Source organism: Methanospirillum lacunae, from assembly GCF_003173355.1.
Lineage (GTDB): Archaea > Halobacteriota > Methanomicrobia > Methanomicrobiales > Methanospirillaceae > Methanospirillum > Methanospirillum lacunae.
The window spans coordinates 285,359-309,826 of the sequence record NZ_QGMY01000008.1; the positions used below are offsets into that span (position 1 = coordinate 285,359).

A 24,468-nucleotide genomic window follows, 5' to 3' on the forward strand; every position below is an offset into this window, starting at 1 on the left:
GTACGCAATGGATCCAACCTCACACCTCAGGCTCTCGCTGGGGTTTGTTGCCACCGTGATGAATATGCTCTTTGGAACAGACAGGGGACGTAAAAACCTCCTGAGTCCTGGAGCTATTGAGATATTGTACACATCGTATTTTTCTCCGGTGTGCATGGGTGATATTGCCGGAATGCTAGGGGTTACACCCAGCTCAGCAACAGATCTTGTAAATTATCTCGAACGGGAGGGATTTGTCCGAAGGGTCCAGGATCCTGACAACCGGAGAGTTATCAGAGTTGTTCCTGCGAAGAAGGGAGAACTCTGGCTTCTTGAGACTGAAGAAAAGATCTATGGGTTTCTTGAATCCCGTCTTTCCAGGTTACCTCCACAGGAGAGATACCTGTTTGCCAGCCTCTGCAGTCAGTTTACCGGTGTTGAGGATGAGATGACATTTATCTCTGAGATCAGTGCCTTCAAAAAGGATCGGGAGTCAGTAAAAATTCCTCTTATCACATACAAAGACGGGAACCTGTTGCGGCTAGAAGAGGTTGTTGACAAACGGTACGAGACAGATCCATTCCCATATTCTTCAAAGGAATCATCAGTTATGTTTGAGAAACGAGTACCAGAAACAGTAGAAGGAATTCAGGATGAAATCACCGCTGCAGCATATGATATCATGCAACGTGGTCTGCGTGATGCGGGCCTTCTCCCGGTAGATGACCTCATCAAAGAGACCCAACCCGGAGATAACGGTCTTGAAATCGGGCCCGGACCTGGGTATTATGGGCTTGAATGGGTCAAAAAGACTGACGGGACAACTCTTACCGGGCTTGAGATAAGTCCCGCGATGATACGGCTCGCTACAAATAATGCAATCTCTTATAATCTGAATGATCGGGTGAGGTATCAGGAAGGCAACGCTCTTATGATGCCATTTGAGGATAACCTATTCTCTCTGGCATTCTCAAATGGATCGCTCCATGAATGGGAGGATGCAGGATCTGTTTTCTTGGAAATACACCGGATGCTCCAACCAGGAGGGAGGGTAATGGTGACCGATCTAAAACGCGATCTCTCTCCTGAGATTTTCAGTTTCATGCAGGGCAGTTGCAGTTCTGAAGAGATTAAGAAGGGTTTTGAAACATCAGTCCGGGCAGCGTATCGAAAGGAAGAACTTGAAGAGATTCTCTTTAAAATTCCATTCAGCTCATCACAGGTGATTGCCCATCCCTATGGCCTTGTTGTCCTTGCCAGGAAGTGATTTATTCTGCAATCATCACGGTTTGAAATAGCCGAATATAATGATTAAATCTTGTGTCCAATTGGTCAAATACTGCGTTCTGGTTAGCAATCGTTCTGGATTATTCCAGAACACTTTTTCATTTATTCGGTAATATAAGGCGTAGAATCAGACTCACAGTAAATATTCGATCACATTGTGCAGGTCACAAACCTATATGGGGCTTACATTATTAGAATCGGGGCTGGTTTGTGGCGGGGTTATTTCTTAGCCTCATCGCGTTCCAAGGCTGCTTTGGCAAAGGTAGATCTGATATCCTGAATATTACCTAGTATCTCACTGACATCAGTCTTTTTTCCTCTGATTGATGGGTCTGAATATTCTATGGATCCTTCGGATGAGAAGTCATCTTCAGAGACCATCACTCCGAATGTTCTCCCTATTTCAGGTTCAATCACCTCATCAAGTGGGTTTTCGAGTCGCTCTTTCACATCTATTCTGAGTTTTTCAAGAAGGTCCTCCATGGAACTTTCAGTCAATCCGATGACAATTATCTCTCGAGGATCCTCAATATTGATCAGGGAGAACATCCGGTTTTCAGATGCAAATCCTGTTGTATGAAACCATCTCTTTCTGAAATCTTCATAGGTTTTTCCTTCCCGCAATCTACGGGTGACAATTGCTCCCATGGTCACCATAAATCATAGTCCATTTAGATCTCATATAAAATTTCTTAGTACAAGAGAACCATTCTCCATGCTACCAAGCAAAAGAAGATTTATGTGCCATCTGTCTTTAGCAGGATAGTTCTTATATCACTGCGTTGATCTCCGTACAGGCGAGTTCATGGTAAGCGATGTCTTTCTTGCACGAATGCGGATTAAGAGTCCGGATGAAAATAATCTCACCAAGATAACCAAACTTCTAAAAGCGGCCGGCCTTTCTGATCGAATTGAAGAGGGTGATCTTACTGCGGTAAAACTTCACTTTGGTGAGCTTGGAAATGATACCTATATCAAACCGGTTTTTGTGAGACAGGTTGTTGATGAGATAAAAGGGCTGAAAGGCAAACCCTTCCTGACTGATACAAATACCATGTATATCGGGGCCCGTCATAATGCTGTTGACCATCTGCAGGTTGCAATTAGGCACGGATTCTGTTATGCAGTCGTGGATTCTCCTGTAACAATCGCTGATGGTCTGACCGGTAATAATACCCGCATGGTCGCAGTGAAGGGTAAGCACTTTGAATCAGTGAAGATTGCCGGTGACATCGCTGATGCAGATGCGATGATCGTTCTCTCTCATGTCAAAGGTCATGCCCTCTCCGGGTTTGGAGGTGCTATCAAGAACCTCGCGATGGGCTGTGCAACTCCGCTCGGAAAGAGAGATCAGCACCAGGGGATGCAGGCGAATATCAATCCACAATCCTGTGTCGGGTGTGGATTCTGTGTAACCCAGTGTCCGTTCGATGCGATCAGGTGTAATGGCAAGGTTGCCCGGGTTGAGAAGTCAATCTGCTATGGCTGTTCTGCATGTCTGCAGGTCTGCCCGGAAAATGCCATAGATTTCAACTGGAAAGATGATGTTCCAAAGTTCATCGAGAGGATGGTCGAGTATGCAGCAGGGGCAGTTGCAGGAAAGGAGGGCAAGATCATCTACCTGAGTTTTGTGATGTCGGTGACTCCTGACTGTGACTGTGTTCCATGGAGTGATGCACCGATTGTTCCTGACATCGGGTTCCTTGCCTCAACTGATCCAGTTGCGATCGATGCTACAGCCGTCGATTTAATTAATCAACAGCCAGGGATCAAAGAGAGCTGCCTGCATGAGCATCATGCTCCGGGTGAGCATAAGTTCACCGGGCTGTGGGCAAAGGTTGATGGTGAGCACCAGATCCGGTATGGTGAGCGGATGGGGCTTGGGAGTCGTGAATACCGGTTAGTGGAGGTTTAATCTATCTCCCTTTTTTTCAGATTCATTTACGAAGTTTTTTTCGCAATTCTAGTGATCGTAGAGATAAACTCAGTTTTTCCTCTGGTGTATGGCTCCCGATCAAACCGATCTCTCTCCTGGAGTTCAAGTTTCAGGGTACTATACCGGGCTGCAACCTCTGGATGCTGAATCAGGTAATCTCTGAAGTACAATTCATCCCAATCTCCGCTGTATCTGATATGGACATGAAATGCCTGTCCTGAAAATCCCTCCGGGGTGTATCCTTTCGTAAACATCATGTGGGGAGCAGGATTGCGAGGTTGGGGATCGTAAAGATACCCGATACCCATCAACGAAGTTATCAGGGTTTCCTTGTATATCCCATCGATAACCTCAAGCAGAATATCAATCGTAGGCTTTGCTATGATCCCGGGAATAGATGTACTTCCGTAATGCGATATCCTGACAATATTGTTCTCCCCAACTGCTTTGAGATAATCTCTTTCTCAGTCACATACCGCGAAGGCCATACCGAGTTGCATTCAGTCAGAATGATAGGAAACAGTCGCCCAAGTTCCTGAGGACTAAGATTGTTCAGCGGTTTAGTCAAACTGAGGTCTCCGGTAGTATTCACTAAAGTGGATGAATACTGTAAAATAACTCTTGAATTTGAATAAAATTACTGAAAAAAAGAAAGGTGAGTTTACCTGTAATCAGGATCACGAGACACTTTTGTTTGATGTACAGTCAGTGCAGTTATTACAGTACTCTATCTTGTAAGGCTGCGATGGGTCTACTCCCGGATTATCTGCAAGATAATTTCCAAGTTTCTGTATTTCAAGGTCTGTAGAGTGCTTCTGACCTGCAGAGATGATATAATCCTTACAATAGGATTCGTTATCACACTTATCAGCGCCATGGACCGCGACATACCATTCTGAATTGTTCAGCACAAGGCCACAATCACAGACAGCATATGGAGATGCAGGTCTGTCAGTATTGATATCAACATTAATATCCTGTGGGAGAACGGTGCATGGTGCATTCCAGCTGTCTGCAAATACTCCGTTTCCACTTGCATTGGAGCAGGATTTCATATACACATCGCCCTGGTAGTCTGAAGGGGTAGTATTTGGATCAATCTCATTACCCTGAACTGGTGCTGCATGGGCAAAGGAGAACGTTGAAGTGACCTGACCGACTGAGTATCCTGCCTTGATCATCCATTCTCCATCTCCATTCATGTAGATACCAACCGGTTCCCACGTAGAGCAGGCCCCACCAATGGAACTCCCGTTCTCAACAGAGCAGGAACACCGCATCTTTGTTGGATCATTCTTATCAGGAACACAGATAGTAGTATCACATATTGCATATGGCTGATTACAGACATAACCCATCTGCATCTGGTTGTTTTTTGTAATTCCTGAGGCCGCACTTATGTTATCAGCACTTCCGGCGACTGACTTTACAATACTCGTTTTATTGACAGCAGTTTCAGCAAATGAAACTGAAATTATGCATGGTATAAAAAGCAGTCCGATTAAAAATATAAACTTTTTCCCACACTCATCACCCAGAGAAACTGAATAATATTCCTACGAAATATTTGTATTAAAAGTTTGGTAGTTAGAATTTATTTATAAATCATTTCAGCCATTAATTTAGGTAATATCAAAAATAATTAAAGAAATGAATTATTTTACCAGCCTAATAAAAACAGTTAGGCTATGCTAAATGTACAAGGAGAGTCCGAGGAATCTAAAATAACTATTTCTTTCTGATCAGAATGTATGATCGTGGGTATTTGACCGGTTTACCGATCTCAGGATATACAGGAGAATAATTCCATTAATTATCAAACCTCCCAGGATGAGAATCAAAGAATTCTCCAGGGGAACATGGAGGTATTGGTTGAGAATCGGATCTGCAATAAACGCAGTAGTAGACATTTCCATTACCCTCTGTTGTCTGTGTGTTTTTTCACACGATAATAGTTGGGATCATCAGTTTACATCATTATTACTGAATGACTAAAGGATTCAGTGTTCAAATATCCTGTTCTAATGCCTTGAGTGCCTTGATGATTGCCCATTTCCCCCGGCCAAGATCTTCCATCAATCTCTCAACAATCTCCCCTTTCTTCAGACCTTCTCCTTTAAGATCCTTGTACCTCTGCAGAAGATCAGATCGCGATTCAGATGTCCACCTCTCCCTCTGCCTTTTTGGAGCAGAGCATTCAGGAATCCGTTGTTCATTGAGGAGAAATCCAGGGGTTAGATTCATTAGTTCAGGAACCCTCACAGAATAGATTGAAGGAGATATTTCAAATCCGACTGCCCTTCTATTCAGCCCAACTGCTGTCCGTGCCGTTGAGCCGCCTCCTAAAAAGAGATCACATACCAGATCTCCCTCATTGCTGGAATACAGGATCATCTTTGTCAGAAGCTGCACCGGGAGTTCATTCTTGTTTTTAATCTGCCCGGGTTTGTACTCGCGATTTATTACCCATACATCCTCTCTGTCCTGGTAATTTAATGAACCCCCTTCTAAAGATTTCTCCTCTGCCCCGAATCTGGATTCAAGGTTGAATGTCCGCCTTCCACCAGGTTTTTCATAAAAAAGGATGTGGTAATGGGATGAGATGTACTTGCGACTTGTCCAGACTCCAAAGTTGTATTTCCAGACGATGTGATTGATCTCGATTAGCGAGGTGTGCCTGAGTGCATGAAGGATATGGTAAAGGTTCGAATATCCTGATACAATATAAATCGAACTACCTGGTTTTAAAATCCGTTCAGCCTCTTTTATCCACTCAATTGAGAACTGCCCGTACTCCTCTTCTGGGATCTCAACATATCCATCAACAACACAGCTCTCATTCCTGTTGTAATGCTTATGGAGAGTATCTCCCTTGATGCCATACGGTGGATCGGTAATGATAAGATCAACTGAATTCTCTTCAAGGTGCTTTCTGGCACCGGTAATACAAGATTCGTTATAAAGTGTGCAGATAGACATCATTCTTGGATATTTTGGAATTTGTGAGTGTAGATAATCCGTTCTAGATCATTTTTTGTTGCATGATATTTCAAAAGGTTGATTTCATCCGCACTTATTCAATCTCATTTCAACCAAGATAGGGTTAAGAAAAGGTTTCTTATTACCGGATGCTCGTACATCAGAGAATGAGAAGAAGCCCCTTAACGGGGCATGTAAAACATACTAGACATGCAGATAAAAACCACTGCACCAATGGGCGCTGCATTCCTGCAGAGCCTTCAGATTACTGCGTTTACTATCCATGTTGTTGTACCGGCTATGATCCTACTTGCAGGAGCGGTTGCATATCATGCCGGCTGGATCATCTAAACGCCCTCCTCCTTTTTAAAAAAAGTTCTTTTATGATGCCGGTGCTGCCTCTTGTGCACCAACAGGTTCAGGTCCGGTATATGTCTCGCCCTGTTGTTTTTCCTGAGGGGGAAGATACTCTGGCAGAAGATGCAGACAGTCTTTTGGACAGTATTCAACACACCCTCCGCAGACGATACACCTGAACCGGTCTATATGCCACGTCCTCTCTGCCTTCGTTACTATGATTGCATCGGCAGGACAGTGCATACTACATAACCCGCAGAAAATGCACTTTTCAATCTCAACAACAAGGTGTCCCCGGGTTTGTGGAGTCTTTTTTGCAGGCACAGCAGGGTACCTGCGGGTGTCCGGTCCCCTTATCAGGGATTTTGCAATCATCTTTGTAATCGTAAAGGCACTCATATTACCGCTCCATACAACCAATGCAGGGATCAATTGAGAGCACAATTACCGGAACATCAGCCATTTGACAGCCGGCAAGCGTCTTAACCAGGGCAGGAACATTTGCCATTGTTGGAGTCCGGACACGGTGCCTGAGAAGATTTTTCTTTCCACCACCTTTTACAAAATGGAGCACTTCGCCCCGTGGCTGTTCGACTCGTGAGAAGTATTCACCGTCAGGGTTGCCTTTCACTTTGACCTCGATCTCTCCTTCAGGAATTGCATCGATGGCCTGCCTGATCAGATCAATTGAGACTGACATCTCCTCTGCCCTGACAAGACACCTGGCATAACAATCTCCATCGTCGTGCGTTACCGGTTTGAAATCAAGATACTCGTATGCACCATATCCAAGCATCCGCATGTCACTCTTAATCCCGGATCCCCGGGTCATTGGTCCTACTGCCCCGAGTTCCCATGCATCTTTCTTTGAGAGATGACCGACTCCGACTGTTCTACTCTTGATTGTCGGCTCATCAGTGAAGACTGCCACAAGGTCATCAACCTCTGACTGCAGAATATCAAGACCTGCTTTCATCTGTGTAAGCTGAGGTGCTGCGATATCTTTTCTCACACCACCGACTTTGCAACTTCCCTGGATGACTCTTCCGCCAGTTGTCTCCTCAAGCACATCAAGCACACTTTCCCTGATTCGCCATGACTGCATGAAGAGATTTTCAAATCCCATACTGTCTGCGAAACATCCAAGCCAGAGAAGATGACTGTGCAGACGTGAGTACTCAGACCAGATCGTTCTCAGATATTCTGCCCGGGCTGGCACCTCTATTTCCATAAGAGCTTCAATACCCTGACTGTACCCGACACTATGGATAAAACTACAGATTCCACAGATACGCTCTGCTATGAAGATGTAATCTTTATAATCCCGCTTTTCAACGAGTTTCTCAAGACCACGGTGGACATATCCGATTCGCGGAATAGCCTCAACGACCTTCTCATCCTCAAGCACCAGATCTAAATGGATCGGTTCAGGCAGGACCGGATGCTGAGGTCCGAATGGAACAACAACCTGTCTACCCATCAGGCTCCCTCCTTTTTGGCGACAGTAGGTTTTCCGAATGGATAAGGAATTGATGTCGTGATAAAAGTCCCTTTGAAGTCAAGGAGATTTCCTTGTATTTTCAGTCCGTAAAGATCAGAGATCTCATTCTCATATCCGAATGCCGCAAAGTATATCCCGGTAATGCTGTTAATTGGAGAACCTGCATCAGTTATCAGTTTCAGGTCTACGAATTTGAACTTCTGATCCTGATCTACATGTTCAAATGAGTAATGGAGTTCAAAATCATCTCCAATCCGTGCACAACAGATCTGAACCAGCCGGGAGCCGATATCTTTCTGTTTTTGCACTTCAGATGCAAGTGTCTGAAGGGTTACTTCAATCGTCTCTTGTCCTTCCTTTCTCATGCCCCAGCCTCCGCTCGGCTCATATCTGCTCGTTTTTGTTCAAGAATTCCAAGAGCCTTGACTATTCCATCGATGATCTGTTCAGGTCGTGCTGCACATCCGGGAACCCAGACATCAACTGGAAGAATCTCTCCTACTCCGCCTGCGATATTGTAACACTCTTTGAAGATTCCGCCTGTACAGGCACAAATTCCAACACCTACAACGACCTTTGGGTGTGGCATCTGGTCATAGAGGTTCTGGATTACTGACCTGTTCTGCTCATTAACGCCACCGGTAATGACGAGGATATCTGCATGTTTGGGATTTCCAGTATTGATTATCCCAAATCTCTCCACATCGTACCGCGGGGTCAGGCAGGCAAGAATCTCGATATCGCACCCATTACAACTGGAGGCATCGTAATGGAGTATCCAGGGTGATTTTGATAAGTATGCCATATTTTTTCTCCATCAGAGCAGTGAAAGGGCGATGATGTTTCCTCCCCCTAGAATCAGGGTAATAATCCAGGCACCCCTGAGGGCCGGGAGCCATTTTACACGTGATGTGCTGTTGTCTGCAAGCATCTCAAGGAAGTAAACGATAATAATTGCCAGAACTCCGAGTATTGGATTTCCTACAAAGAAGAGATAAACGAGCCCGAGTAGGATGACTATTTCATAGAGGTGGGCGATCTCAACCATTCCGAGTGTTGAGCCTGAAAACTCAGTCATTACCCCTTTAACCAGTTCCTGGTGTGCATGGTGAGAGGTGGAAAGGTCAAATGGTGATTTTCTGAGTTTGAAGGTCAGGATACAGACTACAGAGATGAAGATTCCAGGCAGAAGGATGACAGGGAGTCCTGAAAAGTTCATGATATCGCTTGCTGCAAAACTCCCGGTTACTTCATAGAATCCTACTGCTGTGAGAATGATAACAGGTTCAACTGCAATCAACTGGATAAGTTCTCTCCCTGCACCCACATGAGCATATGGAGATCGTGTGCTGTATGCAGCAAGAACCAGGAATACCTCAGATAATGTCAGGGCAAATATCGCTAGCAGCAGATCACCACCGCCAAAGAATATCAAGCCGGTAACTACCATAAAGGCAAGATGCAGGAATATGAGGACTGCTGGTGCCTGCCATACTCCAACTCTCTCTTTCTCAAAGAGTTTGGCAATATCAAGGAATGGCTGAAGAACAGGTGGTCCTACCCGCCCCTGCATCCGTGCTGTGATGATTCGGTCAACTCCGGTGACAAGGACACCAATCACGGGAGCGAGGATTAGAAATGCAATTGCTGTCAGGATGGTATTCATAGTACACCTCCACTGATGAGTCCTATTAGCAGAACACAGAAAAGGACGATTGTGATCAGTGAGCCATACTTTGAGAGACCGGCTTCTGGGAAGAGATCTTCAAGATACAGGTTTGAAAGTGAGATCTCACGTTTCATGCCAATACTACCCTCCATGAGTCCATCATGTACAGTAACACCACCCATATACCGCCTGAGGTTTCTTCTTGGTATGAGAATCTTTACCATCAACACCGGAAGTACGACGATGAGAGCCAGCATAAGAAGCATAATCATAAGATTGGATGCCGGGATCAACTCAGATATCGGTCCGTATGTCATGACAAGGAATGGTTCAATAAGGTATGTCGAGATTGGTGCAATTCCAAAACAAGCGATGATAGTCAGGGCTGTCAGGGGTATAAGAGCTGCCCACTCGGCCCGGGAGATCTGAAATTCTATTGATTCCTCCCATTTTCTGACTTCTAGGAGTTTGCCCATCCACTTAGCCCAGAAGAACACCGTTACGGCACTTCCATAGGCGAGAATTACGATAAGAATCATTCCAAATGGTGGAAGAGCCTGTGAAAAGGCATGTATTGATGCCCATTTGGAGATGAGCATTCCGAACGGAGCCAGGAACATTCCTGCGATACCGATCAGCATCATAAGACTGACCTTTGGCATTGATGCTGCAAGACCGGTCATATCCTCAATATCCCTACTCCCAACCCGGTGTTCTACAGTTCCCACGGAGAGGAAGAGGAGTGACTTGGAGATAGCATGGAAAATTATCAGGAATATGGCCGCCCAGAGTGCTTCAGGAGTTCCGACTCCTGCACAAGCCACGATCAGTCCGAGATTTGCTATTGTTGAGTAGGCAAGGACTTTCTTGGCGTTGCTCTGTGATATCGCTATACAGGATGTGACCAGGAATGTTACTCCACCAATCAGGGCTATGACCATTCCAAGGATTTGTCCGTCAAACACTGGAGCAAACCTGGCAATAGCGTAGACTCCGGCCTTTACCATTGTACTTGAATGGAGCAGGGCTGAGACCGGAGTTGGTGCTACCATCGCCCCCACAAGCCAGGATGAAAATGGAAGCTGGGCCGATTTTGCACATCCAGCGATGGCAATCAGACAGGCGGGTACAAGAGCAATTGCAGGTCCAGCTGCTATGAGGCTGCCGATTCCCAGATGTTCCGATCCCCCATTCATAAGGATATAGAGTATTGCTATTGGGAAACAGGCTCCTCCTATAAGGTTATAGAGAAGTGCCCGGAATGCGTTTGTGACAGCCTCACCATTCTCCGGGTATCTGATCAACAGATATGAACAGAGGGTTGTTACTTCCCAAAAAAAGTACATCCAGATGAGGTTATTTGAGAAGACCACTCCGAACATCGCAGAAAGGAAGAGGAAGAGAATAGCAAAAAATTTCGGCCTCTTATCTGGGAGATCTTTATGGTGTTCATGATATTCACGCATATATCCAAGTGCGTAAATACAGATAATCCCACCAATAACTCCGATGATCACTGCCATGATAGCAGAGAACTCATCTGTAAGCAGGTCCGGCACTTTTGCATGCCCTTCAAGACCAAGCCATTCTGCTCCTCCGATAAGAAGCAGTTGTAAGAGTACAAACCCGGTTATCAGGAATTGCTTTGCCTTCACACTCACCATTACCAGATATCCTGCAATCAGGATCTCAAGAACCAGCATAACTAATGCAATACCTGGTGCCGGGACTGTGAAAAATAACTGGTTCTGTCCAACTGGCAACGCAAGAAGAAGAATTGATCCGAGGGCACAAATCCCTGCTCCCGCAGTGACCACTATTCCCCTGAGATTCTCATTGCGAAGCACAGTGAGAATCAATGCGGGAATGAGGGGAAACATGATCAGAAAGAGAAGCAGTTCCACATACAGATCCACATACATCACTGTGATGAGATTTGCATCTATCATTATTAATCATTATTAACTGAATCTGGCAAAATGGGATGACAGATATAAGAGATTCAAATTGACTGGCTCAGATCACAGGGGTAATTGCATGAGAGATTCAATTATTATTTATGGGTTCTCAGGATCAGCACCATTATTTCCCGCTTCTGCTCTCAATTTCACTTGCCATCTTCATGGGTTCTCTAGATGGTACAATTGTAAATATAGCCATCCCTTCAATATCAGAGTCATTCTCCCTCTCTACATCTGCTGTGAGCTGGGTATCAACTATCTATCTGCTGGTCATGGCCGGCTGTGTTCTGATTTTTGGAAAAATTTCTGATATTATTGGATTTAAACGGATTTTTCTCACCGGATTTGTGGTTTTTACCATTGGTTCTTTTACTTGTGGTACCCTGCCTGAACTGACCGGGTCGTTTCTTACTTTGGTAGGGTCACGAGCATTTCAGGGAATTGGTGGTGCAATGTTGACAGCAATCGCTCCTGCAATGGTGAATGCGTATATTCCGATGGAAAAGAAAGGGAAAGCGATGGGCTTTATTATGACCGTTGCTGCTCTTGGAACAGCCATCGGTCCGACTGTTGGTGGTATCCTTACTGAATATCTCTCCTGGAACTGGATCTTCTTTATTAATGTCCCAGTTGGTATCATTGCTGTCCTGATTGGCCAACGATATATTCCTGTCCTTGCTCTATCATCCTCCCACGAATCATTTGATCGAATCGGAGCAGTCCTTATCTTTTCAGGACTTGGATTTCTCCTCTTTGGAATGTCTGAAGGAGATTCAATTGGGTGGACTTCTCCCGTTATCGCTGGATCACTCACTCTTGCATTCATTCTTCTTGCCTTGTTTGTCCGAACTGAGTTCCGTGCTCCGTATCCACTCCTCGAACTCCGACTCTTTAAGGACCGGAATTTCTTTTGTTTAAACCTCATCATGGCGTTGCTGTTCTTCGGGTTTTCAGGAATTAATTATCTACTCCCCTTTTATCTGAAGTATGTAGGGGGATACAGCACTTCAACATCAGGTCTGATACTTACATCCCTTTCGTTTGCGATGATGGTCACCGGCCTGCTTGCAGGTACTCTTTATGCTAGGGTAGGTGGGAGACGGATAGCCAATGTTGGTGCCTTTCTTCTTCTGGTTGGATATTTCCTGATTCTACAACTTCATGTTAATACTACCCTTTGGTATGTGGTCCTATGTCTTGCGATGATTGGCTTTGGTCTTGGTTTTATGATCACTCCAATTTCAAGCATGATTATGAGTTCAGTTGCCAAGCAGTACCAGGGTATGGCCTCATCACTGACGAGTCTTGAGCGGTTTGCACCCCTGACAATAGGGATTGCAGTCTTTAATGCGATATTTATCCAGGGAATGATTCTTATTGCAACTGAGTATGGTGTTACCCGGAGTGCACCAATGTACATCCAACAGAGGGCTCTAACGGCTGGGTTTGATCTGACCTTTTGCGCAACTTTTATTTTTGGAATTGCAGTTCTCATTCTGACTTTTATTATAAAAGAGAAGGTGCACCCAGATTATCTGGAAGACTCTTCCTGATCGTAATTCTTTTTTCTTTTCTTGTGGTTCACCAACCTCTGAAATTTTCATAGCCAGAATTATTGATGCCCTTGTTTCCAATCCCAGTCGTCTTACCTTTTCCACCTGGCATTCAATCTGAATGCGTATCTTCTGTTTTGGCCATGAACCGCTTCATTTTCCTGTCATGCTTGATGTCTGTTCTTACTACTTCCGTCCATGCAATTCTCCGATCTTCGACCTAATTTTCTGCTCTCTCTTTTGTTCTGACTTTCAAATTGTTTCTAACATATATCATTATGAAGTTTAATTTCAATTATAAAACCAGATATGAGTTAATCATAGGGCGGTTTTATTCCGCTAGAACGCCAAAATAATAAGCCGTGAAGGCAAGGCTAGAAAGCGGGCACGTCATGCTCGGGCAGGACGGATTAACCCTGTATGATCAGAGCGGTTTTGGAAGACCGCTAAAAGAAGGAGTCCGTCTCTCTCCAGTTGAGGCTCTGTACCTTGTATATCGTGGCCGAATTGAGGTTCCCGGGTTTGATTTTGACTCACTCCTTGTCCATTTCTCTGGTGATATTCATGTTCTGAGATCTTTCCTTGTCTACCGGGACATCAGGGAAAGAGGGTATGTTGTTCAGACAGGTCCACAGGACTTCAGGATATTTCGTCGTGGTGAGAAACCAGGAAAAGGGGAGTCTCTGTATATGCTCCGGGTCCTGTCCGAACGTGATCTCATCGATTTTGCGGTGGTAAGAAAAGAAGTTCAGGCTACCATAAACATGCGAAAACGCCATGTTCTTGCAGTTGTTGATGACGAGTTTGAACTGACTTATTACGAGGTCAAGATCCAAAAACCCGCACCCATCGAAGATACCCAGAATCCGGAACCGGTATGTGGCATTCTTTCAAGTAGATCGGTGATAATACCAGCAGCACCTGAATCTGTATATGATCAGGCATTTTATGGGAAACGCTTTGATGACGATCGGATCGTCCTCTCAACAATCGAGTCGGTATCACTCATGGAACAGGGATTTGTGACGGTAAACCATGAAGGCCGTAATATCACTGCTCAAGAATATCGTGAGATGATCCGTGAGTTCGATACTGAAATGGAACCAAAACTGAAGGTTTATCAAAATCTGCGATCATTGAACTATATTCCAAAAACCGGTTATAAGTTCGGCCATCACTTCAGGGTGTACCTCGGTAGAAAGGTCCACTCTGAAATGCTCGTTCAGGCCATTGAGCCTAATACTACTCTTCCGATGAATATCATTTCCCGGTCAGTCAGGATGGCACACAGCGTCAAAAAGAAGATGCTTTTTGGTTGTATACATGCAGAAGGCATCGCGTACGTTGAGTTTGCACGAATTAAACTCTGATTATAACAATTTTCCAGAAATAAAAACCAGATAACATGGAATCCAGCATAAACCCATGGGCTTCAACAGATCAATCTGTCGATATTGAACGGCTTCACACGGAGTTTGGGATAGAACGGATAGAGACTGCAGTCAGTGACCTTCCTGATCTACCATATTTTATGAAGCGGGGGATTGTGTTTGGTCACCGCGATTATGGTCAGATCGCTAAAGCGATTGTGAATCATGATCCGTTTCATATCCTAACCGGGTTTATGCCCTCTGGCCATCCACATCTCGGGCACCTGATGGTGATGAAAGAAGTAGTCTGGCACGTCGAGCAGGGTGGAAACGGATACATATGTGTTGCTGATCGTGAGGCTCATGCTGTCAGAAATCTCTCGTGGGAGCAGTGTAAAACATTCGGGGATGAATATCTCTCCTGTCTGTTTGCTCTTGGATATGAGGGAGAAACATACCAGCAGAGTCAGAATAGAGTTGTACAGGATCTTGCATTTGAAGCTTCCACGAAGGTTAATTTCTCTGAGATGAGTGCCATCTACGGGTTTACTCCAGAAACTGATATCGGGCATGCGATGAGTGTACTCACACAGGTATCTGACATTCTTTATCCACAGGTCGATGATGAACCGGCACCAACTGTGGTTCCAGCCGGGCTTGATCAGGATCCTCATGTGAGACTTACGAGGGGTATAGCACATAAACTCCGAATGTTCACGGTAGAAGACCGTGAAACCCATATAAGTATTAGATCTAAAGAGGCCCCGAAAGAGGCTATGGATGCTGTACAAAAGGCATTCAAAGGATCAAAACGGTATGAGGGTCATATTGATGTTACCGGAGTTCCTCATGATATCGTCGCAAAAACCATCAGGGCCATTGAGCGGACAAATGGTGGTTATGGTTTTGTCACACCCTCTGCAACATATCACCGGTTTATGCCAGGCCTTACCGGTGGAAAAATGTCCTCAAGTGTTCCTGAAAGTATCATCGGGTTCTATGAGGATGATAAGGTGGTCAATAAGAAGATCATGTCTGCCCTGACCGGTGGGCGAATGACCTTGCAGGAACAGAAAGAACTTGGTGGAGAGGCTGACAAATGCCCGATTTATCTATTGAACCTATTTCATATGGTTACAGATGACACAGAACTGGCAGAAATTCACCGACGGTGTAAGGCTGGAGAACTGATGTGTGGTCAGTGCAAGAAAGATACTTCTGCACGGGTGCTCGCCTTCTTATCCGATTTCAGGGAAAAGATAGCAGTGGCATCTGATATCCTGGCCAGCAGATCTTGTTGATCTTTTATAGATCACTTCCCTTCTATAACTGAAATGGATGAAATTTCCTGGGTTATGTAACTATCAGCGTGTGATATGTTTTATACGGCAAATTAAATCTTCAGTCCTTGTTATGAGTGAGATATTCTTGTGTAGGTAGGATCTTCTCCATCAAAGGGTATTTTAATCTCTGTACCTTGTCGGCAATGAAAAGGGTCAACTGTCTCCTTCAGCCTCTTTTCAACAATAAAAAAACGCCAATCTCTGTTTATAACAGGAATTATGTGAATACTCAAACATTTCTGCTGTTCTAGCGATATTTGGTTTTATGGAGTCAGACCCATTCTATAATAAGTGATCACCTTCAAAAGATACTAGGTTTACTTATGAGGAGCTCGGGATATACTCCCTTATTCTTCTTCGGTTCATTTTTTTCGTTTAGATAGGGGTCTGGTTCTTTCCGGGCCCCTGTAATAATCGATTACCACTGTTCAGGTTTTCAGGAGATTAACCCATGTATGATACAATAATTCACCAATCACCGGTCATAACGATGATATCTCCCCTTTTATCCAGGAGGGGAGTATGCAATTAGCATTGAATGAGAAGCGACTGCTTCTTGAACTGAATAAAATCGGATCAGCTAGTCCGGAAAAACTGGCCCAGGTACTGGATCGCCCTGCAGAATCAGTCATTCAGTATGGAGGTCTTCTTTCACAGAAAGGTCTGGCAGTTGTTGAACGGAATGTTAGTTCAAGACTGATTCTCACTGATGAAGGTTCCCACTATTACTCTGAAGGACTACCTGAACGCCAACTCTATGAGTCTTTTTCCGAATCCTCATCTATTGCAGATCTCAATAAACACCCCCACGCAAAAATTGGTCTTGGATGGATGAAGCGGCTAGGTTGGGTCCGTATAGAAGATGGTTCAGTTATTAAAATTGGTAGTGCTGAAAAATCCCCTATAGAATTAGGGCTCTCTTCACCTGATTCGGCCACACCAGAGGTTCGAAAAGAACTTCTTAAACGAGGGCTGGCAGAAGAAGAAGAGTCTGTCCTCTATTTAATCAGTATTACAGATGAGGGGAAAAAATTCGCAGCATCGGGTCTGACCCTCGTTGAAGAGACCGGGACATTAACCAGCGATCAGATCAGTTCAGGAGCCTGGAGGGATCTTACCCTTCGCAGGTATGATATCACCAAGAAGCCCCGTCCAGTCTGGCCAGGCAAGATCCATCCATATCAGCGGCTTATCAACGAGATGAGGAGAATTCTCCTTGATATGGGATTTACCGAACTTTACGGTTCAGTTGTCCAGGGAGCATTCTGGAACTTTGATGCTCTTTTCCAGCCCCAGGATCACCCTGCAAGAGAGATGCAGGATACTTTCCACCTCAAAGAGCGGTCAGAGCTTCCAGGCGGATGGGAAAAAGTCAGGGACATTCATGAACATGGCGGCGATACTTCGTCATGTGGATGGGGTGGAAAATGGGATCCTGAAAAAGCAAAGGCAACAGTGCTCAGGACCCACACAACATCACTCTCAATTCAGCATCTTGCAACTCATCCGAATCCCCCTGAAAAGGCATTCTGCATTGGAAGGGTATATCGGAGAGAGACAATTGATCCAACCCACCTTCCTGAATTTGAACAACTCGAAGGAATAGTAATGGATGAGGATGTGAGTTTCCGTCACCTTCTTGGATATCTCAAAGAATTCTACGGTAGAATGGGCTTTTCAAATGTACGGTTCAGGCCTGCATATTTCCCATATACAGAACCGAGTGTCGAACCTGAAGTCTGGATAGATGGACTTGGCTGGGTTGAACTTGGTGGAGCGGGGATATTTCGGGAAGAAGTCACTGCCCCGTGGGGAATCACGAGTCCGGTTCTGGCCTGGGGGCTTGGTGTTTCACGAGTCGCCATGCTCAGAATGGGTCTCTCTGATCTCCGTGAACTCTACCAGAGTGATATCGACTGGGTCCGTCGGACACCGGTTATGGATGGAGGTGATTACTGATGCCGGTTGTATCGCTTCCATATAAATACCTTGAACGACTCACGGGAACTGACCGAAAGATGATCATCGAAAGACTTCCGATGATAGGTTGCGATATTGAACGTGTTCTTGAAGAACAGGTTGATGTTGAGTTCTTCCCTGACCGGGTAGATCTCTACTCAACCGAGGGTGTAGCCAGAGCCATGCGGGGATTCCTGGGTCTCGAAACAGGAGAGGAGAAATACCTGGTGGCCCCCCCGTCTCTCCAGTTTACAGTCGATGAAAATCTAAAAGATATCAGGCCGTACCTTGGATCAGCAGTTATCAGGAATATCTCTCTTGATAATGAAGCGATCATCAGCCTCATGGGAGTTCAGGAGGCACTTCACTGGGTTGTAGGAAGAGGTCGCTCAAAGGTCGCGATCGGTATTCATGATCTTGACAAGATCACCCCACCGTTCAGGTATTATGGTGCTCCGGTAACCCGATCATTTGTTCCCCTCGATTTTTCTGAGGAGATGACACTTGCCGAGATCATGGAGAAGCATCCAAAAGGTCGGGATTATGCTCATATTGTGGCAGGTAAATCAGTTATGCCCCTGATAGAAGATGCAAAAGGTAATGTCCTCTCATTCCCGCCAATTATCAACGGTGAACTGACCCGCGTGACCGAAAAAAGCAGGAACCTGCTCCTTGACGTAACAGGCACTGATGAGCGTGCCGTCATGACTGCAGTAAAAGTTATCACATCTGCACTCATTTCTGCAGGAGGTACCTGTGAAGCGGTGTTGGTAAACAGCAAAGCATGTCCTGATCTCTCGCCTGCCGAACGAGTTATAAGCGTAGCAGCGTGTAACAAATTAATCGGTTGTAATCTCTCTGCAAAAGAAATGGCCGAGGTACTCAAAAAAATGAGATATGGTGCCGAGGCTGCTGGATCTGACACAATCCGGGTGAACATCCCGTGCTATAGGGCCGATATCATGCATGACTGGGATGTCTTTGAAGATGTTGCAATTGGGTTTGGGTTTGATAACCTTGACACTGTGCTTCCACGTGCACCAACTCTCGGGTGTGAGCACCCTGTCATGGTTCGATCCGGTCTCCTTCGTGAGATTTGCTGTGGTCTTGGATATCAGGAGGTGATGCCATTTACGCTCTCCAGTGATACAGTGATGTATATAAATATGCAGCGGTCTGCACACCCCGGAGTCCTTCGTGTTCTTCACCCAATAAGTGAGGATCAGACTCTTGTCAGGACTGATATCCTTCCATTGCTCCTTGATCTTTTCAGGATCAATAAACGTCGAGAACTTCCTCAAAAGATTTTCCATGTTGGTGATGTTGTCAGAGAATTGAAAACCGGGCAAAAAATTGCTCTCTCTTCGACACATCCAGGAGCGGATTTCTCTGAGGCTTATGCAACAGCTGATGCAGTCTGTCGTGAGATGGGACTTGTATATGAAGTGATTGAAAGTTCAGATCCGGCATTCATCGAAGGCAGGCGTGCTGACATTGTAGTTGATGGAAAGGTAATTGGTATATTTGGTGAGATCCATCCCGCAGTGCTCAGTGCTTTTGACATTGATCAACCAGTCTCTGCAATAGAGATTGATCTGACCCTTCTCCCCTGAGCTCTTTTTTCAGAATCTGCAAACAGGTTCGAAATGTTCAACCGCTCTCCCGACTTACGAGTTGGTACCACCGAAGTCTTATGCAGAAACGATTGAGCATCCTGGTTTCAGGCAGAGTTCAGGGAGTTGGCTACCGGGGATATGCACGACTTATCGCCAACCGGTACTGTGTAACCGGATATGCATCGAATGAGCCTGATGGCCGGGTATCTATTATCGCAGAAGGGGATGAATTGGCGCTTGATCAGTTTGTAACTGATTTGTATGCTAAGGATGAGCCCCTGATTGAGGTTCAATCTATCGAGGTCTCTGAATTGCCCTATGTTGGAGAATTTGCACACTTTGAACCGCATTTTGGGGACTTTCAGAAAGAGATGTTTGTTAGATCAGAACTTGCACTTGAGTACATGCGTGAGATGCTTAAACTTCAGAAACGGTCCCTGAAGACTCAAACTGATATGCTCGATGCACTCCGGGATATGAAGAAAGAGTCAAAGAAACGTCGTGAAGTTCTAGAACGAATGATCGAAGCGATTCATTCACAAGGGTAATGAATATATGGTAATTCAAGATTCTCCGGCTGGACTTGAAGTCGGAAAAAAAGTGGATATCAGGGTTCTGGAAGCGATTGCCAGAAAGGGAGATGTATCTATCATCCTCTACTTTGAAGAGGACCTAGTAAAAACTTCTTCCTATGCAGAAGATTTGAAAAAGTATGGTCAATTACCTGATGATGAACGGCCGTTTATTGAACTTGTTTCTTTCATGTCATTTCAACGTGAGATGAGCCCGTGCTTTAATGATGCTCTGACTACGGTTCCTCTGATTATTACAATCTACTCAAATTCAGAAGAGTATAATGGAAAACCAGTAATAAAAGGAATCCTTCCATTTCTGGATGAGATGGATGCCCCCTAATATTTTATATATTAAACTAAATGTTGCGATATATCAGTGGGATCATATCGACCACAAAAAAAGATCTCATGAGTTTGTCTACCTGGTGTTTATCTATTCTCTGAAATAAGGAATGAATATATCTTTACAAAAACCACAAAAAGAGTAATATGGTAGGGTTGAAGTCAAGGGGTATCGGGGATATCCATCAGCAATTTAGATCACTTCAGGCTATTGTTGATCATATCCGATCTCAGGAGATGTTTCTTCAGGTTCTTGATCGTGAAGATGCAATTCCTGATATGGCAAAACGTCTCTCCCGTGAGGCAATTACTGGAGAATTGAAATCTAATAAGCGTCTCTTCCTTGATTTTTTTTACAATATGATCGCTTTATCTGGAGAAAGTGATCGAATTCAGGATGTTGAGTTTAAATATGTGGTGATTGGTGAAGACCTACTCGAGATTGACCGGTGCCGACTCTGGTATGATGAACTAGAACTTCAGATGCCGTTTGAAATAGGAGAAAAGTTTGGCAGGGCTGTCCTTGGGGATCAGATGAGTAATGTGGTTGAGACCATCACTGAGTTTTATAAAAAAGCTGAAGCAAGATTTGATAGGGAACTGGATGGAAATCTTGAACGCTGTTCTCTTCTTGTTCTTGAGGAACATTATCCCCAGTCTGCTTACCATATCACTGTCAGGCTTCCTGCAACAATCCTCAACGATTACCCTGTTTCAATATAATTTGGGTTACCTAACTGCCTTTTTTTCCGCATCAGGATATGATATTCCTCTGAGTTCCCTGATCTTTTTCATGACTTCTGTTGTATATAGTGAGATTCGCCTGAGTCGGTACGTATCTTCAGTCGATGCCAGGAATCTGATCTCACGAAGACGGGAGTCAGCGTCATCAAGGAGGGTATTTACGATATCCCCTCCGGCCCCTCCACCAGTTGGTTCGGGAATAATTACAGAAGATATAAATTGAAGGTTTCCTTTGTCCATGAGGGGAATCATGTCGATCCTCACCCGTTTGACAGCCTCATGAACATTCAACGGCCCGTTCGCAGCAAATCCCTTTCCTTCCTTAAAGCGATCCTTTCCTGAAATCCATATTCTTTTAACCAGATCAGGGAGTTCTTCGATTGTTCGGGGTATTGTATTCTGATGTTCTTGTCTCAAAAAGGATTTGCAGGCATTATTCATAAAAATAATCACTCCGGCTGTTGTGAAGAGCATGACCGGATGTGGGATTGATTGTATTGCAAGGATGGAAAGACGATAGTCTCCTGCTTTGAGTGACGATACTACCGGCGATTGCCGTGTTGGTTGTGTCTCCCGCTCTGGTTGAGTCTCTTCTACAGGCTCAGGAGGATGAACCGGACGTTGAGTGGTGGTTTGGTAGAGCTTGTGTTTATGGGCCACCATCTCAATGTTACTGTAAAGTTCCCGTTCCTTAAACGGTTTGATCAGATACCCAAATGGTCCAGATTCAACCGCGCGCTTGATAGTATCATCATCTGAATGTGCGGTCAGATATATGCTTGGTATATTATATTGTTGGTAGATCCTTTTCGCAGTCTCGATACCATCAATGTCCCCCTGAATTGTAATATCCATCAGGATGATATCTGGTTGTTTTTCTCTTGCAAGGGTTATGGCTTCATCTCCGTCAAATGCACTCCCAACAACCTCGTATCCGAGCTCCTTAAGTGTCTTTTCAAGGAGTACTGAAGTAACTGCTTCATCCTCGACAATGAGAATACGCCGTTTCATAGGTGCACCCGTTCTCCGGGATTTTCACTAAATACTATTTCTATCGTTGTTCCCGGTCCTTTTATTCGAGTTATCTCTCCTCTAAGCTGGTGAGTGAGCCGGGAAATAAGTTCAGTCCCAAGTGAGGTCCCGGTTGAACTCTTCTCTTCAGTTATTCCGCGTCCGTTGTCTGATACTATCATGTGATAAAAATGGTTCTGATGGGTGAAGCTCACCTTGATCTCCCCGTTTCCCCCTGGTTCAAAGGCATATTTGACGGCATTGGTTATCAATTCATTTAGTATAAGTCCACAAGGAATACACCGTTCAATGTCGAGAACGATGTCTGGATCGATATCGGTGATATATCTGACTGAAACATTAGCCCCAACATATTCCTGTTTCAGGTGATTAATGAGATTTCCCACGTATTCATTAACATTGATTCTTCCGATATCACGAGAACTGTAAAGGAGTTCATGGATTGAAGCCATTGCAAAGACCTGGTTTCGGCAATCCTGCAAAATCTCACTTGTCACTGGATCTGTTGTTCTCATTCCCTGAAGTTTGAGAATTCCAGAAATAATCTGGAGATTGTTCTTTACCCGGTGGTGAATTTCTTTTAACAGAAGTTCTTTCTCATGGAGGGAGGTAATGATTTGTTCCTCATCACGGATCCTGCTGGTTACATCACTGTATATCAGGAAGATCTCGCGAGCATTGCCGACATGAGTGTTTGAGAGGTAAATTTCCCTCCATTTATTTCCTGATGGTGTTTCTATCAGAATCCTTGACAGACTTTGAGGTGTTCCGGTTGTAATCAGGTTGTTGAGGGCTGTACTGAGTTCCTCAGGGATTACAGGGCCGAAGTAATCTTGAAATGTTTTGCCTAGCAACTTTTCCTTCTTCTTATCCTCCAGATTTTCAGCTGCTCTATTCATCTCTATTAGGATGAACCTGCTATCACCGTCATGGTCAAGAAAGATTGCGCAACCTGCATTCATATTTGAAAAAAGCATGTTCAGGCGGTTCTGACTCACTTTAACCTGGTCATCAAGGACCTTTTGACGGGTAATATCTATGATAAATCCTTCAAGGCCGATTACATCCCCGTTCTCGTTTAAAACACCTACTCCCTGCTCCCAGACCCATTTAAATTTCATGGTGTTGGTGAAGATACGATATGTCAGTTTGAACTGGGCATGCCTTTCTACAGCCCGCCTGATAACCTCCATGATCCGGGGACGATCATCAGGGTGAATAAGCGAGGTATAAGTTGGGTTCTGGTTCTGAACTAAATCTGTCGAATGATAACCTGTAAGAAAGAGACTTCCTTCACTAACATATTCCATTGTCCGGTCATTATCAAAACTACACTTGTACACCATTCCTGGTAGGTTTTCGATGAGAGTATTGACCATTCGTTCACTCTCGACCAGTGCGTCCTCAGCAAGCCGGTCTGAAATATGACCTGCTATCTGAACGACTATTCCCTGAAGAAACCTCTGGAGAGGAGGGGATAATTCCCGGTCATCTTCAAATGAAGCGATATGTATGAGGCCTATTGGTTTGCTATGATGGGTGAGTGAGATTACAGCATCTGAATGTATCTTCTCGGTTGTTTCAAGGATGTGTGAATACTCATGGATAGTCTGACTGTTTCTGAAGACTGAGTCGGTTCCCCGGAGTAATGATAAAAAGAGAGGGATTAGATGAGCCTGTATCACGTGATCACTATATTCTGAAGAGAATCCCTCTGTCATTGCAAGCGAGAGGTGATCCTGCTCATCCACCAGGTAGATAGCTGCTGCATCAAGGTATGAGGTAGCGATGGCTGCTTGAAGACAATGCTTTAAAATATCCTCGATTTTCTTTGAGTTTGCACTGGCTATGGCGAGATCCCGCTGGGCACGTAGGTTCTTCTCTGCTCTGACAAGTTCAACTGATGTGTTAACCTTATGAGCCAGTTCGGTAAAGGAGACATGCGGGCTGTTTTCCTTTTGTACATAAAAATTTGCCCCTCTGTTTAGTGCTTCGACTGCAACCGATTCACGTTCTCTGACCGTAAAGAGCACAAATGGAATTTGGGGGTCTTTCTCTCTGATCCTTCTGAGTAACTCAAGGCCATCCATTCCGGGCATAGCATAATCTGAAATAATTGCATCGTATCTTCGTAATTTCAGTTGTTTCAGCGCTTCTTCACCTGAATCAATAACATCAACAGAGAATCCGAACTTTTTCTCAAGGATTTGTCGCCCGAGGTCGAGGAGAACAGACTCGTCATCGACCAAAAGAACTTTTGTCATA

Annotated in this window: 24 protein-coding genes; 11 read left to right on the forward strand and 13 right to left on the reverse strand. The window is 44.7% G+C overall.

Annotation, left to right across the window (positions count from 1 at the left end):
* The first annotated feature begins 7 nt into the window (after nucleotides 1–7).
* Nucleotides 8–1,246, forward strand: coding sequence for a methyltransferase domain-containing protein (locus tag DK846_RS11455; protein WP_109969091.1), 1,239 nt, complete (start codon nucleotides 8–10; stop codon nucleotides 1,244–1,246).
* Nucleotides 1,247–1,485: 239 nt separating this feature from the next.
* On the opposite strand, the gene DK846_RS11460 is transcribed toward DK846_RS11455, so the two are convergent.
* Nucleotides 1,486–1,914 carry an ROK family protein gene (locus tag DK846_RS11460; protein WP_245926533.1) on the reverse strand — a complete coding sequence of 143 codons (429 nt, stop codon included), beginning with the start codon at nucleotides 1,912–1,914 and terminating at the stop codon, nucleotides 1,486–1,488.
* A 157-nt stretch (nucleotides 1,915–2,071) separates the two neighbouring features.
* Here DK846_RS11460 and DK846_RS11465 point away from each other — a divergent pair, with 157 nt between their 5' ends.
* On the forward strand, nucleotides 2,072–3,181 hold the full coding sequence (locus DK846_RS11465; protein WP_109969093.1) for a DUF362 domain-containing protein: 1,110 nt from the start codon (nucleotides 2,072–2,074) through the stop codon (nucleotides 3,179–3,181).
* 26 nt (nucleotides 3,182–3,207) lie between these two features.
* Here DK846_RS11465 and DK846_RS11470 read toward each other — a convergent pair whose 3' ends face one another.
* From DK846_RS11470 to DK846_RS11480, 4 genes are all read right to left on the reverse strand, one after another.
* The gene (locus DK846_RS11470; RefSeq protein WP_219970707.1) at nucleotides 3,208–3,630 is read right to left on the reverse strand and encodes a GrpB family protein; all 423 of its coding nucleotides are present in this window, start codon (nucleotides 3,628–3,630) and stop codon (nucleotides 3,208–3,210) included.
* A gap of 249 nt (nucleotides 3,631–3,879) precedes the next feature.
* Nucleotides 3,880–4,560, reverse strand: a complete 681-nt coding sequence (locus DK846_RS11475; RefSeq protein WP_146201210.1) for a hypothetical protein — start codon at nucleotides 4,558–4,560, stop codon at nucleotides 3,880–3,882.
* Between the two features lie 384 nt (nucleotides 4,561–4,944).
* A complete protein-coding gene (locus tag DK846_RS17675; protein WP_181391747.1) occupies nucleotides 4,945–5,118 on the reverse strand; it encodes a hypothetical protein in 174 nt (57 codons plus the stop codon).
* Nucleotides 5,119–5,209: 91 nt separating this feature from the next.
* Nucleotides 5,210–6,184 (reverse strand): DNA-methyltransferase, encoded by a 975-nt coding sequence (locus DK846_RS11480; protein WP_109969095.1) that lies wholly within the window; start codon nucleotides 6,182–6,184, stop codon nucleotides 5,210–5,212.
* Nucleotides 6,185–6,391: 207 nt separating this feature from the next.
* Between DK846_RS11480 and DK846_RS17680 the strand changes: the two genes are divergently transcribed.
* A complete protein-coding gene (locus tag DK846_RS17680) occupies nucleotides 6,392–6,532 on the forward strand; it encodes a hypothetical protein (protein WP_181391748.1) in 141 nt (46 codons plus the stop codon).
* 30 nt (nucleotides 6,533–6,562) lie between these two features.
* Here the strand turns inward: DK846_RS17680 and DK846_RS11485 are convergent, their stop codons facing one another.
* From DK846_RS11485 to DK846_RS11510, 6 genes are read right to left on the reverse strand one after another with little or no spacing between them, the layout of a single operon-like run.
* Entirely contained in the window at nucleotides 6,563–6,937 is a 375-nt protein-coding gene (locus DK846_RS11485) for a 4Fe-4S binding protein (protein ID WP_109969096.1), read from the reverse strand.
* 1 nt (nucleotide 6,938) lies between these two features.
* Nucleotides 6,939–8,018, reverse strand: a complete 1,080-nt coding sequence (locus DK846_RS11490) for a hydrogenase large subunit (protein ID WP_109969097.1) — start codon at nucleotides 8,016–8,018, stop codon at nucleotides 6,939–6,941.
* The gene (locus DK846_RS11495; protein WP_109969098.1) at nucleotides 8,018–8,404 is read right to left on the reverse strand and encodes an NADH-quinone oxidoreductase subunit C; all 387 of its coding nucleotides are present in this window, start codon (nucleotides 8,402–8,404) and stop codon (nucleotides 8,018–8,020) included. Before DK846_RS11495 ends, DK846_RS11490 begins: the two co-directional genes overlap by 1 nt.
* Nucleotides 8,401–8,844, reverse strand: a complete 444-nt coding sequence (locus tag DK846_RS11500; RefSeq protein ID WP_109969099.1) for an NADH-quinone oxidoreductase subunit B family protein — start codon at nucleotides 8,842–8,844, stop codon at nucleotides 8,401–8,403. Before DK846_RS11500 ends, DK846_RS11495 begins: the two co-directional genes overlap by 4 nt.
* 12 nt (nucleotides 8,845–8,856) lie before the next feature.
* On the reverse strand, nucleotides 8,857–9,705 hold the full coding sequence (locus DK846_RS11505; protein ID WP_109969100.1) for a respiratory chain complex I subunit 1 family protein: 849 nt from the start codon (nucleotides 9,703–9,705) through the stop codon (nucleotides 8,857–8,859).
* On the reverse strand, nucleotides 9,702–11,657 hold the full coding sequence (locus tag DK846_RS11510; protein ID WP_245926534.1) for an NADH-quinone oxidoreductase subunit 5 family protein: 1,956 nt from the start codon (nucleotides 11,655–11,657) through the stop codon (nucleotides 9,702–9,704). The genes DK846_RS11505 and DK846_RS11510 overlap by 4 nt, the downstream gene beginning before the upstream one ends.
* Nucleotides 11,658–11,767: 110 nt before the next feature.
* Between DK846_RS11510 and DK846_RS11515 the strand changes: the two genes are divergently transcribed.
* The 8 genes from DK846_RS11515 to DK846_RS11550 all read left to right on the forward strand — a co-directional run bounded on the left by DK846_RS11515 (nucleotide 11,768) and on the right by DK846_RS11550 (nucleotide 21,150).
* Entirely contained in the window at nucleotides 11,768–13,222 is a 1,455-nt protein-coding gene (locus tag DK846_RS11515; protein ID WP_109969101.1) for an MFS transporter, read from the forward strand.
* A 362-nt stretch (nucleotides 13,223–13,584) separates the two neighbouring features.
* Nucleotides 13,585–14,592, forward strand: coding sequence for a tRNA-intron lyase (gene endA, locus DK846_RS11520; RefSeq protein WP_109969102.1), 1,008 nt, complete (start codon nucleotides 13,585–13,587; stop codon nucleotides 14,590–14,592).
* A 35-nt stretch (nucleotides 14,593–14,627) separates the two neighbouring features.
* Entirely contained in the window at nucleotides 14,628–15,893 is a 1,266-nt protein-coding gene (locus tag DK846_RS11525) for a tryptophan--tRNA ligase (RefSeq protein WP_109969103.1), read from the forward strand.
* A 564-nt stretch (nucleotides 15,894–16,457) separates the two neighbouring features.
* The gene (gene pheS / locus DK846_RS11530; RefSeq protein ID WP_109969104.1) at nucleotides 16,458–17,894 is read left to right on the forward strand and encodes a phenylalanine--tRNA ligase subunit alpha; all 1,437 of its coding nucleotides are present in this window, start codon (nucleotides 16,458–16,460) and stop codon (nucleotides 17,892–17,894) included.
* A complete protein-coding gene (pheT, locus tag DK846_RS11535) occupies nucleotides 17,894–19,507 on the forward strand; it encodes a phenylalanine--tRNA ligase subunit beta (RefSeq protein WP_109969105.1) in 1,614 nt (537 codons plus the stop codon). Before pheS ends, pheT begins: the two co-directional genes overlap by 1 nt.
* A gap of 80 nt (nucleotides 19,508–19,587) precedes the next feature.
* Complete coding sequence (locus DK846_RS11540; RefSeq protein WP_109969106.1) at nucleotides 19,588–20,058, forward strand: acylphosphatase; 471 nt, start codon at nucleotides 19,588–19,590, stop codon at nucleotides 20,056–20,058.
* Between the two features lie 7 nt (nucleotides 20,059–20,065).
* Entirely contained in the window at nucleotides 20,066–20,425 is a 360-nt protein-coding gene (locus DK846_RS11545; RefSeq protein ID WP_109969107.1) for a hypothetical protein, read from the forward strand.
* 149 nt (nucleotides 20,426–20,574) lie between these two features.
* Nucleotides 20,575–21,150 carry a hypothetical protein gene (locus DK846_RS11550; protein ID WP_109969108.1) on the forward strand — a complete coding sequence of 192 codons (576 nt, stop codon included), beginning with the start codon at nucleotides 20,575–20,577 and terminating at the stop codon, nucleotides 21,148–21,150.
* Between the two features lie 6 nt (nucleotides 21,151–21,156).
* Here the strand turns inward: DK846_RS11550 and DK846_RS11555 are convergent, their stop codons facing one another.
* Both DK846_RS11555 and DK846_RS11560 read right to left on the reverse strand, forming a co-directional pair.
* Nucleotides 21,157–22,182, reverse strand: a complete 1,026-nt coding sequence (locus tag DK846_RS11555; protein WP_109969109.1) for a response regulator — start codon at nucleotides 22,180–22,182, stop codon at nucleotides 21,157–21,159.
* Nucleotides 22,179–24,467, reverse strand: coding sequence for a response regulator (locus tag DK846_RS11560; protein WP_109969110.1), 2,289 nt, complete (start codon nucleotides 24,465–24,467; stop codon nucleotides 22,179–22,181). Before DK846_RS11560 ends, DK846_RS11555 begins: the two co-directional genes overlap by 4 nt.
* Between the last annotated feature and the right edge of the window lies 1 nt (nucleotide 24,468).

Excerpts from the sequence above, each read along its gene's own strand:
- DK846_RS11455 (WP_109969091.1), top strand. The coding sequence starts at position 8 with ATGGATCCAACCTCACACCTCAGGCTCTCGCTGGGGTTTGTTGCCACC.
- DK846_RS11460 (WP_245926533.1), bottom strand. The coding sequence starts at position 1,914 with ATGGGAGCAATTGTCACCCGTAGATTGCGGGAAGGAAAAACCTATGAA.
- DK846_RS11465 (WP_109969093.1), top strand. The coding sequence starts at position 2,072 with ATGGTAAGCGATGTCTTTCTTGCACGAATGCGGATTAAGAGTCCGGAT.
- DK846_RS11475 (WP_146201210.1), bottom strand. The coding sequence starts at position 4,560 with ATGGGTTATGTCTGTAATCAGCCATATGCAATATGTGATACTACTATC.
- DK846_RS17675 (WP_181391747.1), bottom strand. The coding sequence starts at position 5,118 with ATGGAAATGTCTACTACTGCGTTTATTGCAGATCCGATTCTCAACCAA.
- DK846_RS11480 (WP_109969095.1), bottom strand. The coding sequence starts at position 6,184 with ATGATGTCTATCTGCACACTTTATAACGAATCTTGTATTACCGGTGCC.
- DK846_RS17680 (WP_181391748.1), top strand. The coding sequence starts at position 6,392 with ATGCAGATAAAAACCACTGCACCAATGGGCGCTGCATTCCTGCAGAGC.
- DK846_RS11485 (WP_109969096.1), bottom strand. The coding sequence starts at position 6,937 with ATGAGTGCCTTTACGATTACAAAGATGATTGCAAAATCCCTGATAAGG.
- DK846_RS11490 (WP_109969097.1), bottom strand. The coding sequence starts at position 8,018 with ATGGGTAGACAGGTTGTTGTTCCATTCGGACCTCAGCATCCGGTCCTG.
- DK846_RS11495 (WP_109969098.1), bottom strand. The coding sequence starts at position 8,404 with ATGAGAAAGGAAGGACAAGAGACGATTGAAGTAACCCTTCAGACACTT.
- DK846_RS11500 (WP_109969099.1), bottom strand. The coding sequence starts at position 8,844 with ATGGCATACTTATCAAAATCACCCTGGATACTCCATTACGATGCCTCC.
- DK846_RS11505 (WP_109969100.1), bottom strand. The coding sequence starts at position 9,705 with ATGAATACCATCCTGACAGCAATTGCATTTCTAATCCTCGCTCCCGTG.
- DK846_RS11510 (WP_245926534.1), bottom strand. The coding sequence starts at position 11,657 with ATGATAGATGCAAATCTCATCACAGTGATGTATGTGGATCTGTATGTG.
- DK846_RS11515 (WP_109969101.1), top strand. The coding sequence starts at position 11,768 with ATGGGTTCTCAGGATCAGCACCATTATTTCCCGCTTCTGCTCTCAATT.
- DK846_RS11525 (WP_109969103.1), top strand. The coding sequence starts at position 14,628 with ATGGAATCCAGCATAAACCCATGGGCTTCAACAGATCAATCTGTCGAT.
- pheS (WP_109969104.1), top strand. The coding sequence starts at position 16,458 with ATGCAATTAGCATTGAATGAGAAGCGACTGCTTCTTGAACTGAATAAA.
- pheT (WP_109969105.1), top strand. The coding sequence starts at position 17,894 with ATGCCGGTTGTATCGCTTCCATATAAATACCTTGAACGACTCACGGGA.
- DK846_RS11540 (WP_109969106.1), top strand. The coding sequence starts at position 19,588 with ATGCAGAAACGATTGAGCATCCTGGTTTCAGGCAGAGTTCAGGGAGTT.
- DK846_RS11545 (WP_109969107.1), top strand. The coding sequence starts at position 20,066 with ATGGTAATTCAAGATTCTCCGGCTGGACTTGAAGTCGGAAAAAAAGTG.
- DK846_RS11550 (WP_109969108.1), top strand. The coding sequence starts at position 20,575 with ATGGTAGGGTTGAAGTCAAGGGGTATCGGGGATATCCATCAGCAATTT.
- DK846_RS11555 (WP_109969109.1), bottom strand. The coding sequence starts at position 22,182 with ATGAAACGGCGTATTCTCATTGTCGAGGATGAAGCAGTTACTTCAGTA.
- DK846_RS11560 (WP_109969110.1), bottom strand. The coding sequence starts at position 24,467 with ATGACAAAAGTTCTTTTGGTCGATGACGAGTCTGTTCTCCTCGACCTC.